The organism is Alsobacter sp. P4_H11, from assembly GCF_056400925.1.
The window spans coordinates 1-12971 of sequence record NZ_JBFUKI010000017.1 but is presented as its reverse complement, the minus strand read 5'-3'; the positions used below and the strand labels follow the sequence as shown (position 1 = coordinate 12971).

Genomic DNA, 12971 nt, shown 5'->3' with positions numbered 1-12971 from the left:
TCAGTAACGAACGGCGGTGGCCAGGCCTGGCGCGCCCGCGGCGAGGATACGCGGCAATGCGGCCGGCAGATCCCGAAATGCGACCTCTTCGGTGATCAGGGCGTCCAATCTCGGGTCGTCGAGCAGCTTCAGGGCCGCTCCGAGCCGCCGGGCGTGGCTCCAGCGCGGCCTGCGGCCGGGCGATACGGCCCCGACCTGCGACGAGACGAGGCGCAGCCGCCGGCTGTGGAACGCGCCGCCAAGCGGGGCGGCGACGTCCCGGTCGCCATACCAGCTCATTTCCACCACCGTCGCCTCCTGCCCGGCGCGATCCAGCGCGCAGGAGAGGCCGGCCGCAGTGGCGCTGACGTGGAACACCACGTCGGCGTCGCCTCCCACCTCGTCCGGGAGCGCGAAGGCGCAGCCCAGCGCCCGGGCGACCGGCGCCCTTGCGGGGTCGATGTCCACCACGGTGACGTCCGCGCCGGGAATGCGGGCCGCCAGCGCGGCGACCAGCATGCCGACGAGGCCGCCTCCCACGACGATCACGCGGTCGGATGGTCCGACCGCCGCATCCCATACCGCGTTGAGCGCCGTTTCCATGTTGGCGGCCAGGATCGCGCGGCGCGCCGGCACGCCGGAGGGGACAGGGGCCACAAGGCCGATTGGCGCGGTGAAATAGTCCTGATGCGGATGCAGGGCGAATACTGTTCGCCCCCGGAGGTCGTCGGGACCTTCCTCCACCACGCCCACCGCGCAGTAGCCGTATTTCACCGGGAACGGGAAGTCGCCGTCCTGCAAGGGCGCCCGCATGCGCTGCCACTCGCCTTGGGGCACGCGCCCCGCTGCGACGAGGCGCTCGGTGCCGCGGCTCACGCCCGACCAAAGCGTGCGGACCCGCACCTCACCGGCGGCGATGGCCGGCAAGGTCGCCGAACGAAGATCCGCGCGTCCCGGGCCGACGTACCACAGCGCGTGGGCGCCGGACCGGGGAGCGTCGCTTGGGGACTCGCCTGCGGCTTCGCCGAAAAGCGCTTGTCCCGAAGGCGTCTTTCCCGTTTCCTGCCGATCCACGCTTCGCCCCCGCACGCCTCCGACATCCAAGGCTCCATGGCATCGATCACTCCGGCCGGGTTTCAGTCAACCCAAGAACTCGCGGTGCGCCGCCGCGTCGTTCTCGGCTTGAACCTTTTCACCTTCCTGGCGCTCGGCCTCACCTTCGCGGCCGTGCTCGGGTCGGGCGGCTGGACCGTCATCGACATGCTCATGATGGGGTGCTTCGTGCTGGCCGCACCCTGGAGCGTGCTCGGCTTCTGGAACGCCGTGCTGGGCCTCTGGCTGCTGCACGGGCGCCGCTATGGATTGCACGCCGTGGCCCCTTTTGCGGCGACGGGCGATGGCGACGATCCGGTGCGGGCCCGCGTGGCGGTATTGCTGACGCTGCGCAACGAGGATTCGGCCCGCGCCTTCCGACGGCTCGCCATCGTGAAGGCCAGCATCGACACCACGGGCGAGGGGGCTCATTTCTCTTATTTCGTGCTGAGCGACAGCAGCGATCCGGCCGTGATCGCGGCAGAGCAGGCGAATTTCGACGTCTGGCGCGAGAACGACGACACGCCGCACCGGCTGTTCTACCGCCACCGCGCCGTGAACGAGGGTTTCAAGGCGGGCAATCTGCGCGACTTCTGCCATCGCTGGGGCGCGGACTACGACTTCATGCTGCCGCTCGACGCCGACAGTCTGATGAGCGGCGAAAGCGTCGTGAAGCTCGTGCGGATCATGCAGGCGTCGCCCCGGCTCGGCATTCTGCAGAGCCTCGTGGTCGGGTTGCCGGCGACGAGCGGCTTCGCGCGCCTGTTCCAGTTCGGCATGCGCCAGGGCATGCGGCCTTACACGATGGGCAGCGCCTGGTGGGGCGCCGATTGCGGACCGTTCTGGGGGCACAACGCGCTGGTGCGCATCCGACCCTTCATTCAGCACTGCCACCTCCCGGTTTTGCCCGGCAAGCCGCCGCTTGGCGGGCCTATCCTGTCGCACGACCAGGTCGAGGCGGCGTTGATGCGTCGCGCGCACTACGAAGTGCGGGTGCTTCCCGTCGAGGGTGGAAGCTGGGAGGAAAATCCGCCGACCGTGCTCGACTTCATTCGGCGGGATCTGCGGTGGTGCCAGGGCAACATGCAGTATTGGCGGCTGGTGGGCCTGCCTGAGCTGAAGTTCATGAGCCGCTTCCAGCTCGCCTGGGCGATCCTGATGTTTCTCGGCGTCCCGGCCTGGACGCTGATGTTCGGGCTTGCGGCCCTGAAGCCGTTCGAAGCCGCCGATCTGGCGGCCGGCTACCCGGCCAAGCCCGCCATGGTCGTGTATGGCGCGTTTCTGCTGATGTCGCTGACGCCCAAGCTCGCAGGCATTCTGGACGTGCTGCTGACCCGGGGCGGCGCGCGGCGCTATGGCGGCGCCCTGCGGTTCCTGGCCAGCGCCGGCGCGGAGATCCTGTTCTCGTTTCTGCTCGGCGCGATCACGACGTTCCGGGTGACGCAGTTCATGGTCGGGCTGCCGTTCGGCCGGTCCGTGCAGTGGAGCGGCCAGGAGCGGGACGCGCATGCGCTGTCGTGGCGCACGGCCGCGCGCGGGCTCTGGGCCCCAACGGCGTTCGGCTCGGCGGCGCTGCTCCTGCTGCTCGTCAACGCCCCCATGGCGGCGCTGCTCGGGCTGCCGCTTCTCATCGGCTACCCGCTGGCGATCCCATTCGCGGTGCTGACGGCCGATCCGCGCTTCGAGGATTGGCTCACGGCGCGCGGGCTCGGGGCCATTCCGGAGGAGATCGAGACCCCGCCGGAGATCCGCGCGCTGGGGTCCAGGTCCGCCGAGCCGGCCGTTCTGGAAGCCGCATGACGCCCTCCGGCGAAACCGGCCTGCGCCCCGCTCTGGCGCGAGGCTGGGCGACGTTCAGCGGTCTCGCGCGCTCCGTCCGGGTGTACCATCTCGACCTCGCGCATCGGCGCGCCATGGATGCGCTGTATGGCGGCTTCATCCGCCCCGGCGACCTCGTGTTCGATATCGGCGCGCATGTGGGCGACCGGGTCCTGAGCTTCCGCCGCCTCGGCGCCCGCGTGGTCGCGCTGGAGCCGCAGCCCGGGCCCGCCGCGGTGGTGCGCATGCTCACCGCGCTGGATCGGGGCACGACGCTGGTTCAAGCGGCCTGCGGGGCCGTTGAGGGCACGATCGCGCTGCGCGTCAACAGCCGCAACCCGACCATCTCGACCGCTTCGGGCGCCTTCGTGCAAGCGACAGATGGCGCGCCGGGCTGGGAGGGTCAGGTGTGGGATCATGTCGTATCCGCGCCGCTGACCACGCTCGACGCGTTGGTCAGGCGCTTCGGCGAGCCCGCTTTCGTGAAGATCGACGTCGAGGGCTTCGAGAACGAGGTTCTGGCCGGACTTTCGCGGCCGATCCGGGCCTTGTCGTTCGAGTTCACCACCATCCAGCGCGATGTCGCCCAGGCGGCGCTGGACCGGCTGGAGGCGCTGGGCGACTATCGTTTCGACGTGGCGCTTGGCGAGACCCAGCGCATGGTGTTCGGCGCGCCGGTCGGGATCGCCGAGGTCCGGCGCTATCTGGACGCTCTGCCGGCCGCCGCCAATTCCGGCGACGTCTACGCGTTTCTGAACGGCGCCGCGGCGCACCCGGCCGAAAGGACTCCCGCATGACACTCCTGTCCCGCCGAGCCTGCCTGGCCGGAGCGATCGGCGGCGTCGCCGGCGCGGCGTTGCGCCGATCCCCGGCCGTCGCGGCGGCTGCGTCGGACGATCTCGCGGTGCGGGTCACCAACCTGAGCGAGCCGGTGTTGTGCGCCGAAAAGGACAATATCGAACTGCGCTTCGCCTCGCCGGACGTGCGGAGCTGCCGCATCCAGGCCGTGCACCCGGCCTTCATCGGCTCCATCGTGGCGGACCGCTGGGCGCCTGATTTCACCAGTTGCGACATGTCGAGCGATCCGTCCTTCGCCGCCAAGGCGCGTCGGGTGACGTTCTTCGAAAGCACCGAGTTCTGGCTGACCGGCTATGCCTATCCGTCGTTCTGGCGCCCCGCGGACGTTCCGTTTCGCGTCGGCGACCGTGTCGAGCACGGCTTGCACGTGGTGCAACTCTGGATGCTGCATCAGGAGCGCGCGGAGGAGATCCTGGTGATCTACCCGCCCGACGGCTACTGGCGTGCGCGCCCGCTGCCGCCCGCCCACATGCGGTGGAGCGCTTATGGGAGCTCGTTCCTGGTCGGTCCCGTGGAGGTGCAGGAGCGCCCGATAGTAGCCCTGCGGGAGGTCAGCTTCGATCCCGCGTCGCGGACCTTCACGATCTCATTCGCGGCCGGCGGGTCGGCGACGCTGCGGCTGTCCACCATCGATCCGGACCGGCAGATCCTGGATGTCGGCTTCGACCGCGCCATGCCCGGACAGGCGCCCTTCGCGGCGCTGCGCTCGATGTACGCCACCGAATACAATTGCGACGTCGCCCGTACGGCCTGGCGCGCGCCGGGCGCCAAAGGCTGGGGCGAGAGCCCGATCCTGGACTGGAAGGGCGCGGACGCAACCGAGCTCTGGGCCGGGCGGCTCGTCGCGTCACGGCACAACACCAGCGCGCCCGACATGGTGTTCAGCCATTTCTCGGCAGCTCCGCCGGCCGCGCTTCCGGGCGCGGCGAAACCCTGAGCGGTTTCGTTCAGCCCAGGTCCAGTTCCGCCCGTACGGCCTGGAACACATTCCGGAACATCTCCGGCGTGAGGCGGCGGGTGGACGTGTTGTAGCGCGAGCAGTGATAGCTATCGAACAGCGTCAGCGGAGGTCTGTCGGGGCGCTCAATGAGGTGGCGCGCCGCGTGCGCGAATTTGTGGTCGTCCAGCCGCCGGCCCAGCGCGCGCAGCGTCGATTCATGCGCGATGCGGCCGAGCGCCACAATGGCGCGGAGGCGGGGCAGGGCGTCGATCACGCCGCTCAGGAAGGGGCGGCAGGCGTTGATCTCGGGCCCTGTCGGCTTGTTTTCCGGCGGGACGCAGCGCACCGCGTTGGTGAGGCAGCAATCCACCAGGACGAGCCCGTCGTCCGCCCGCGCCGCGAAGGTTCCGCGTGAGAAGCCGTACTCGCTGAGCGTGCCGTAAAGCAGGTCGCCGGCGAAATCCCCCGTGAAGGGGCGGCCGGTGCGGTTGGCGCCGCGCAAGCCTGGGGCCAGGCCGACGATCAGCAGGCGCGCGCTCGGGTCGCCGAAGCTCGGCACCGGCGCGTTGTGCCACGAGGGCTCGCGTTGTCGCGCCGCAAGCCTGAAATCCATCAGCCGGGGGCAGATGGGGCAGTCGCGGTCGGGATCGTGCCGGTGAAACGAAAACCCCCCGGCGCCGCAGGGCCCGGGGGGTTGAAAAGCTGCAGCCATGCGGGGCTGATTACACGTCGTGGCCACCCTCGTCGAGGGGAGCGTCACGGTGCATCGGGCGGCGCTCGAAGGTCCGCGCCGGGCGCTCGGCCCGCTCGGACGGATCACGGCCGATCTTGGGAACGAGGCTGACGATGTCGATGAACTCGTCGGCCTGGCGGCGCAACTCGTCCGCCACCATGGGAGGCTGGGACGTGATGGTCGACACAACCGAGACGCGCACGCCGCGGCGCTGCATGGCCTCGACCAGCGACCGGAAGTCGCCGTCGCCCGAAAACAGCACCATGTGGTTGATGTGTGGCGCGAGCTCCAGCGCATCGATCGCGAGCTCGATGTCCATGTTGCCCTTCACCTTGCGGCGTCCCGTGGAGTCCACGAACTCCTTGGTGGGCTTGGTGACGACGCGGTAGCCGTTGTAGTCGAGCCAGTCGATCAGCGGACGGATGGAGGAGTACTCCTGATCCTCGATCAGGGCCGTGTAGTAAAACGCCCTGACCAAGTATCCACGCGTCTGAAACTCTTTGAGCAGGCGCTTGTAATCGATGTCGAACCCGAGAGCCTTCGCGGTGGCGTAAAGGTTGGCCCCGTCAATGAAGAGGGCGGTTCGCTCAGTTTGCATGGCTTTTCCCAATTTCTGCCGCCGTCGGCCTCGCGCGACCCAATGCGGAGCGGGATCAACCCCGTCGCTTTATCAGGTCGGCGTCGTCCGCGTCATTGCAATGCGCAAAAAAATCGGCTGGCGGTGCATTCAACCAAAAGTTGCGTATTGTTATGAGCGACACGTTTTAGAAGTCAAGCGATGGAGGCATATACCTTATGGATATGGCAAACACACGGTTTGCGTGCGGATTTTCGTTTCAGACGTTAAGCGTGTATGGCGACCGCTTGCACGAGTCGCCGCAAGAGTGTATCAGCCGTCGCTCCGCTTCAAGCGCTGTTTCACATCTGGGCACAACGGAGCATTCATGGCTCGCGTCACCGTCGAAGATTGCATCGACAAGGTCGACAACCGTTTCGAACTCGTGCTGCTGGCCAGCCATCGCGCCCGTATGATCTCGCAGGGCTCGCAGCTGACCATCGATCGCGACCGCGACAAAAATCCGGTCGTGGCGCTGCGCGAGATCGCGGACACGACCATCATCCCCGAGGACCTCAAGGAGGACCTCATCCACTCGCTGCAGAAGCACGTCGACGTTGACGAGCCCGAGCCCGAGTCCGTGCCGATGATCGGCGCCTCCTCGGAAGCGACCGGCGGCGGCGACGACAAGGCGGTCGAGTTCGACCGCATGACCGAGGAAGACCTGCTGCGCGGCCTCGAAGGCCTCGTGCCGCCGGCCGAGACCGACGACGAAGGCGAGTAAGCCTCTGCGTCCTGGCGATTTCGAAAAAGCTCGGCCTGCAGGCCGGGCTTTTTTGTTGCGCTCGCGGCCTTGTGTCACGTTTTCAAAGGCTTACCGAACTTCGTGTTGCGCAGGCGAGGCCTGAGCCCGATACTCGATCGGCGATGCGGAAAAACGCGGATTCGGGGAAGGCCAGCCGCCCATGATGCGGCAATACGAGCTCGTCGAGCGGGTCAAGCGCTACAATCCCAACGCCGACGAGGCGTTGCTGAACCGCGCCTATGTGTACGCCATGAAGGCGCACGGCACGCAGAAGCGTGCGTCCGGCGACCCCTACATGTCGCACCCGCTCGAAGTCGCCGCCATCCTCACCGAGCTGCGGCTGGACGACGCCACCATCGTGGCCGCCGTGCTGCACGACACGATCGAGGACACGGAGGCGACGCGCGAGGAGATCGACCAGCTGTTCGGCCACGAGATCGGCGCGCTGGTGGATGGGCTCACCAAGATCAAGAAGCTCGACCTCGTTTCCAAGAAGGCCGCCCAGGCTGAGAACTTCCGCAAGCTCCTGCTCGCCATCGCGGATGACGTGCGGGTGCTGCTCGTGAAGCTGGCGGACCGGCTGCACAACATGCGCACGCTGCATTTCGTGCCGCCCGAGAAGCGCACCCGCATCGCCGAGGAGACGCTGGACATCTACGCGCCGCTCGCCGGGCGCATGGGCATGCAGGAAATGCGCGAGGAGCTGGAGGACCTGTCCTTCCGACATTTCTCGCCCGAGGCGCACGACATGATCGCAGCGCGCCTGGAAGAGTTGTCGCAAAAGAGCGGCGCCGTGATCGAGGAGATCGAGCGCGAACTCACCGGCAAGCTCGGCGCGTTCGGGGCCAAGGCGGTCGTGAAAGGCCGGCGCAAGCGCGCCTATTCGATCTGGAAGAAGATGGAGCGCAAGTCCGTCTCCTTCGAGCAGCTTTCCGACATCTTCGGCTTTCGCATCATCGTGGCGGATGTGGCGGCCTGCTACGCGGCGCTCGGCATCGTGCACACGACCTGGCCGGGCGTGCCTGGGCGCTTCAAGGATTACATTTCGACGCCCAAGCAGAACGATTATCGCTCGCTGCACACCACCGTTGTCGGCCCGGGACGGCAGCGCGTGGAGCTGCAGATCCGCACCGAGCAGATGGACCGGGTGGCCGAGCTCGGCATCGCGGCGCACTCGCTCTACAAGGACGGCCGCGGCGGCGACCAGGCGGCGCTTGCGCGCGAGAGCCGCGCCTATGCGTGGCTGCGCCGCACCGTAGAAACGCTGGCGGAGGGCGACAGCCCCGAGGAATTCCTCGAGCACACCAAGCTCGAATTGTTTCACGACCAGGTGTTCTGCTTCACCCCCAAGGGCCGCCTGATCGCGCTGCCGCGCGGCGCGACGCCGATCGACTTCGCGTATGCGGTGCATACCGATGTCGGCAACACGGCGGTGGGCTGCAAGGTCAACGGCCGCATCGTCCCGCTTCTGTCGGAGCTGCACAATGGCGACGAAGTCGAGATCGCGCGCGCCCCGGGGCAGGCGCCGCCGGCGGCGTGGGAATCCATCGTCGTCACCGGCAAGGCGCGGGCGGCGATCCGGCGCGCCACGCGGGCGGCGGTGCGCAAGCAGTATGCTGGGCTCGGCCGGCAGATCGTCGAGCGCGCCTTCGAGCGCGGCAAGAAGCCGTTCTCGGAGGAGAAGCTGAAGGCGGCGCTGCCGCGGCTGGCTCGCACATCGCTGGAGGACGTGCTGGCGGCGGTGGGGCGCGGCGAGATCTTCTCGGGCGACGTGGTGAAGGCCGTGCACCCCGACTACAAGGAGGAGCGCGTCGCCGGCCCGGAGGCCGACCGCACCGAGGGCGGCTGGTTTGGCCTGAAGAAAGCCGAGGGCCTCGTGTTCAAGGTGCCGGGCGTGGAAAGCTCGGCCAAGCGCTCCATCCCGATCCGTGGACTCAACGGCGACCTGCCGGTGCGCTTCGCGCCCAATGGCGGCGCAGTGCCGGGGGACCGCATCGTCGGTATTCTCGCACCGGGGGAGGGGATCACGATCTACCCCATCCAGTCGCCGGCGCTGACGGCCTTCGACGACCAGCCGGACCGCTGGCTCGACGTGCGCTGGGACATTGACGAGACCGAACCGCAACGCTTCCCGGCGCAGATCGAGATCACGGCGATCAACGAGCCGGGGACGCTAGCCCAGATCGCGCAGATCATCGGCGACAATGATGGCAACATCGATTCCATATCGGTGAGCGGCAAGGGCGCGTCGGACTTCCGCGACGTGGTGATCGACCTGGAAGTCTGGAACCTGAAGCATCTCAACGCGATCATGAACCAGCTCAAGGCCAAGCCTGTGGTGAGCGAGGTGCGGCGGGTGAACGGCTGAGGCCGGGGCCGCCACTCGCCCAGCCCTCTCCCCGTTCCGGGGCGAGGGGGCCCATTGCGGCTGACCCTTTGCCGCGCGCGATCCTCTTGCGTCCGCACCGCCCATCTGCGATGCGTCGGGAGCGATGATGGGGTGCATGACGATGACCAAAGACGAGGTCCTGGCCGAGTTCCGAGACGCTGGCGCTTTGCTGGAAGGGCACTTCATTCTGTCGTCGGGCCTGCGCAGCCCGGTGTTTTTGCAGAAGATGTTCATCTTCCAGGACCCGGTACGGACCGCGCGGCTCTGCAAGGCCCTGGCCGAGAAGGCGACGGCCGCGTTCGGCAAGATCGACGTGGTAGTGTCACCCGCGGTCGGCGGCATCGTGCCCGGCTATGAGACGGCCCGGCAGCTCGGCGCGAAGGCGATCTTCGTGGAGCGCGAGGACGGGCGTTTCCAGCTGCGCCGGGGCTTCCAGATCCCCGAGGGCGCGCGCGTGCTGATGGTGGAGGACATCGTCACCACCGGGCTCTCGTCGCGCGAATGCATCGACGCCATCCGGCAGCATCCCGGTACGCTGGTGGGGGCGGCCTGCCTGATCGACCGGTCCAACGGCAAGGCCGACATCGGCACGACGCTGGTGAGCCTGGCGCAGCTCGACATACCGGCCTATCCGGCCGATGCGCTGCCGCCCGAACTCGCGGCGCTGCCGGCGGTGAAGCCGGGCAGCCGCGGATTGGGAGCCTGACGTCATGGCGCTCCCTCCGCTCCGGCTCGGCGTCAACATCGACCATGTCGCGACGCTGCGAAACGCGCGCGGAGGCGGGCGGCCCGACCCGGTGCGCGCCGCCCTGCAGGCGATCGCGGCGGGCGCCGACGGCATCACCGCGCACCTGCGCGAGGATCGGCGCCACATTCGCGACGAGGACATCCGTCGACTGAACGCCGAAATCTCCAAGCCGCTTAATTTCGAAATGGCCGCGACCGACGAAATGGTTTCGATCGCGCTGGCCGTGAAGCCGCACGCCGTCTGCCTCGTTCCCGAGAAACGGACGGAGCGGACCACCGAGGGCGGCCTCGACATCGTCAAGGGCTACAACGAGCTTGTTCCCATCGTGCGCAGGTTGGGCGAAGCCGGTTGCCGGGTCAGCCTGTTCATCGAGGCGGACGAGGCAGCGCTGCGCACGGCTGCCCGGCTTGGCGCGCCCGTGGTGGAGCTCCACACCGGATCGTGGTGCGACGCCGTGGAGCATGGCGAGCACGAGCGGGCCGAAGCCGAGTTCGAGCGCCTGGCGCGGGGCGCCGCGATGGGCGCCTCTCTGGGATTGGAGATGCACGCCGGCCACGGGCTCGACTTCGACACCGCCGAGCGGCTCGCATCCGTGCCGGAGTTCTTCGAGTTCAACATCGGCCATTTCCTGATCGGCGAAGCCGTGTTCGTCGGCCTCGACGCCGCCATCATCCGCATGCGCAACGCCATGGTGGCGGGGCGCGCGCGGGCATGATCATCGGCATCGGCTCGGACCTCTGCGACATCCGGCGGATCGAGCAGTCGCTCGAGCGCTTCAAGGACCGCTTCGTCCAGCGATGCTTCACGCCGATCGAGCAGCGCAAGGCCGACCGGCGCGCCGACAGGGCGGGCACCTACGCCAAGCGCTTCGCCGCCAAGGAGGCCTGCTCCAAGGCGCTGGGCACCGGGTTCAACCGCGGGGTGTTCATGCGCGACATGGGCGTGGTGAACCTGCCCTCGGGCGCTCCGACCCTGCACCTCACGGGCGGCGCTGCCGAGCGGCTGAAGGCCATTACGCCGGCCGGGCACGAGGCGGTCGTCCATCTCACGATGACGGACGAGCACCCGATGGCGCAGGCTTTCGTGGTGATCGAGGCCCGGCCGCTTCCGGTTTAGTCAGCCGCCGCCCGGAAATGCGGCGGGATCCAGAAAGCGCAGCTCGACGCCGCCTTCCTCAAGGATGACGCGCGAGCGCTCGAACGCGACGCCCCACACGGGATCGTCGTAGGCGGGAGCCAGCGTGTCCAGGCAGCGGAAACCAGACATCACGATCGCGCGGGCGCAATCGATGCAGGGAAAGAACGTCGAGGTGATGTGAGCGCCTTGCAGGGCGACGCCCCGGCGGGCGGCTTCCAGAATGGCGCTGCGCTCCGCATGCTCCATCCAGACGAAGCGGCCGTCTCCATCGTGGCGCTCGGGAATGTCGCGCACGCCGGGCGGAAAGTCGTTGCAGCCGGTGATTTCCGTGCCGTTCGCGGTCGCCACGACTGCGCCGACCTTGCGGACGCGGTTGGGGCTGCCCGCCGCGGCCGCGATCGCCTTCGCCCAGTTCGCTCCGACCCGCATGTCGCCTCCCAAATTGCGCCAGGCCAGATTAGCAGGCCGGGCGTGACGCGGAAGCGCTCAGGGTTCGGACCTCATCCGAGCCAGGTGGGCGGCTCAGATGGTGGACTTCTCCTCGACCTTGGAGGTGAGGCGGCGCCAGCCGTCCTGGACCTGCGCGGTGGCGGACTGGAAGCTCCGGTGGGCGACGTCCCAGTTCACCATGTTCTGGCCGGGCTGTGCGCCGTTGTCGTGGACGTAGGCCACGCCGACGGCGAGCATGAATCCGAAAATCATCCCAATCAGCGTGCGCATCGCCAAAGGCTCCTTCAAGCGTGGGGCAGTCTCGCGAGACCGCCGTTCGCCCTCTCAATCCCGCTGCCGCGGTTGAGGTTCCAGAAGCGCCCCACCATGGCGGGGCGCCTCCGGACAACGTTGCGCAGCGCTTACTCGGCCGGCGCGGCGTTCTGGCCGTTCAGCAGCGGCGTGATGCGCCGCAGCGTGACGCGGCGGTTCTCGCGCGAGGGCCCCTCGGTCTGCACCTTCAGGTACTGCTCGCCATAGCCCTGCGTGGTCAGGTTCTCGGGCGGCACCGCGAAGTCCCGCGTCAGGATCGCGGCGATCGATTGGGCGCGGCGATCCGACAGCGACAGGTTGTCGACGTCCGACCCGACCGCGTCCGTATGGCCTTCGAGCAGGAATACCTCGGCGGGGTTCTGCTGGATGGCCTGCTTCACGGCCTGCGCCAACGCGCGGAGACGCCCGGTCTGGTCCGGCGGGACCTCCCAGGAGCCCGTCTCGAAGTTGATCGTGTTGACGTCGACGCTGCGCATGCGGGCGCGCAGATCCGGGCTGTAGCGCACCTCGTCCAGCGTGTAGCGACGCGGGATGGGGGCGACCGGCGGAGCCGCGATTGTTTCGTAGATGAGGCTCTCGTCGGCGTTGTCGGCGTCCACGATGTAACGCTCGCGCGGGATACGAAGCGGCGGCGGAGGCAGCACGATCACGTCCTCCTCGAAGGAGCGCGGCGCCGCGCGCCAGCCGTTGTCGATGATCACCACCTCGCGGCCGCCCCGGTCCCGGCGGCTGCGCCGGATCAGGCGACCGCTGTCGTCCGTGACGGTGACGATCTGCTCGCCGTCGCGCTCGTAGATGGTCACCTGCTCGCCGCCGCGTCGCTCGGTGCGGACGTCGCGCCCGCCCAGCTCGCGGAAGCGCTCGGTTTCGTCATGCCGCAGGAAGACGCGGTTGTCCTCGTCGCGGATGATCTGCCGACCGGGCTCCTGGATGACGGTGACGCCGTCCTGCACGGTTTCGCGACGGCGCTGGCGAACGTCCTCGAAGGAGCGCGCTCCTTCGGACGCCATGTAACCGCCCGCAAAGCCGGCTGCTGCGCCGATCGCAGCCGCGGCCGCGGGGCTCATGCCGCGGCGCTCACGCTGCGGCGCTGCGGCCTGTCCGGGCTGGGGCGCGGGTGGAGCGCCGGGCGCGGCGAGCGGCTGGGGCGGCTG

At 68.5% G+C, this 12971-nt stretch carries 14 protein-coding genes; 8 read left to right on the top strand and 6 right to left on the bottom strand.

What is annotated here, in order from left to right; all coding sequences use genetic code 11:
* Window positions 1–906 carry a zinc-dependent alcohol dehydrogenase gene (locus tag AC1DSZ_RS22835; protein WP_476840611.1) on the bottom strand — a complete coding sequence of 302 codons (906 nt, stop codon included), beginning with the start codon at window positions 904–906 and terminating at the stop codon, window positions 1–3.
* A 183-nt stretch (window positions 907–1089) separates the two neighbouring features.
* On the opposite strand from AC1DSZ_RS22835, the gene mdoH reads away from it, so the two are divergent.
* Genes mdoH through AC1DSZ_RS22820 form a run of 3 tightly spaced genes read left to right on the top strand, consistent with a single transcriptional unit; the run spans window position 1090 to window position 4684 of the window.
* Window positions 1090–2871 (top strand): glucans biosynthesis glucosyltransferase MdoH, encoded by a 1782-nt coding sequence (gene mdoH / locus AC1DSZ_RS22830; RefSeq protein ID WP_476840610.1) that lies wholly within the window; start codon window positions 1090–1092, stop codon window positions 2869–2871.
* Window positions 2868–3686 (top strand): FkbM family methyltransferase, encoded by an 819-nt coding sequence (locus tag AC1DSZ_RS22825; protein WP_476840609.1) that lies wholly within the window; start codon window positions 2868–2870, stop codon window positions 3684–3686. The genes mdoH and AC1DSZ_RS22825 overlap by 4 nt, the downstream gene beginning before the upstream one ends.
* Window positions 3683–4684, top strand: coding sequence for a hypothetical protein (locus AC1DSZ_RS22820; RefSeq protein ID WP_476840608.1), 1002 nt, complete (start codon window positions 3683–3685; stop codon window positions 4682–4684). The genes AC1DSZ_RS22825 and AC1DSZ_RS22820 overlap by 4 nt, the downstream gene beginning before the upstream one ends.
* Window positions 4685–4694: 10 nt before the next feature.
* Here the strand turns inward: AC1DSZ_RS22820 and AC1DSZ_RS22815 are convergent, their stop codons facing one another.
* Together AC1DSZ_RS22815 and AC1DSZ_RS22810 are read right to left on the bottom strand one after the other, a co-directional pair.
* Window positions 4695–5300: a uracil-DNA glycosylase gene (locus AC1DSZ_RS22815; RefSeq protein ID WP_476840607.1), complete on the bottom strand. Its 606-nt coding sequence runs from the start codon at window positions 5298–5300 to the stop codon at window positions 4695–4697.
* 109 nt (window positions 5301–5409) lie between these two features.
* Window positions 5410–6018 carry a LabA-like NYN domain-containing protein gene (locus AC1DSZ_RS22810; protein WP_188518422.1) on the bottom strand — a complete coding sequence of 203 codons (609 nt, stop codon included), beginning with the start codon at window positions 6016–6018 and terminating at the stop codon, window positions 5410–5412.
* A gap of 346 nt (window positions 6019–6364) precedes the next feature.
* Here AC1DSZ_RS22810 and rpoZ point away from each other — a divergent pair, with 346 nt between their 5' ends.
* From rpoZ to acpS, 5 genes are all read left to right on the top strand, one after another.
* Entirely contained in the window at window positions 6365–6760 is a 396-nt protein-coding gene (gene rpoZ / locus AC1DSZ_RS22805) for a DNA-directed RNA polymerase subunit omega (protein ID WP_188518421.1), read from the top strand.
* 181 nt (window positions 6761–6941) lie between these two features.
* Window positions 6942–9149, top strand: coding sequence for a RelA/SpoT family protein (locus AC1DSZ_RS22800; protein WP_476840606.1), 2208 nt, complete (start codon window positions 6942–6944; stop codon window positions 9147–9149).
* Window positions 9150–9291: 142 nt separating this feature from the next.
* Window positions 9292–9876 (top strand): orotate phosphoribosyltransferase, encoded by a 585-nt coding sequence (pyrE, locus tag AC1DSZ_RS22795; protein WP_476840664.1) that lies wholly within the window; start codon window positions 9292–9294, stop codon window positions 9874–9876.
* 4 nt (window positions 9877–9880) lie between these two features.
* The gene (locus AC1DSZ_RS22790; RefSeq protein ID WP_476840605.1) at window positions 9881–10633 is read left to right on the top strand and encodes a pyridoxine 5'-phosphate synthase; all 753 of its coding nucleotides are present in this window, start codon (window positions 9881–9883) and stop codon (window positions 10631–10633) included.
* Complete coding sequence (gene acpS, locus AC1DSZ_RS22785; RefSeq protein WP_476840604.1) at window positions 10630–11034, top strand: holo-ACP synthase; 405 nt, start codon at window positions 10630–10632, stop codon at window positions 11032–11034. Before AC1DSZ_RS22790 ends, acpS begins: the two co-directional genes overlap by 4 nt.
* Here the strand turns inward: acpS and AC1DSZ_RS22780 are convergent, their stop codons facing one another.
* The 3 genes from AC1DSZ_RS22780 to AC1DSZ_RS22770 all read right to left on the bottom strand — a co-directional run.
* Window positions 11035–11484 carry a deoxycytidylate deaminase gene (locus AC1DSZ_RS22780; protein WP_476840603.1) on the bottom strand — a complete coding sequence of 150 codons (450 nt, stop codon included), beginning with the start codon at window positions 11482–11484 and terminating at the stop codon, window positions 11035–11037.
* 93 nt (window positions 11485–11577) lie between these two features.
* Window positions 11578–11775 (bottom strand): hypothetical protein, encoded by a 198-nt coding sequence (locus tag AC1DSZ_RS22775; protein WP_188518416.1) that lies wholly within the window; start codon window positions 11773–11775, stop codon window positions 11578–11580.
* Between the two features lie 131 nt (window positions 11776–11906).
* On the bottom strand, window positions 11907–12971 hold a 1065-nt coding region (locus AC1DSZ_RS22770; protein ID WP_476840602.1), incomplete at its 5' end, for an OmpA family protein.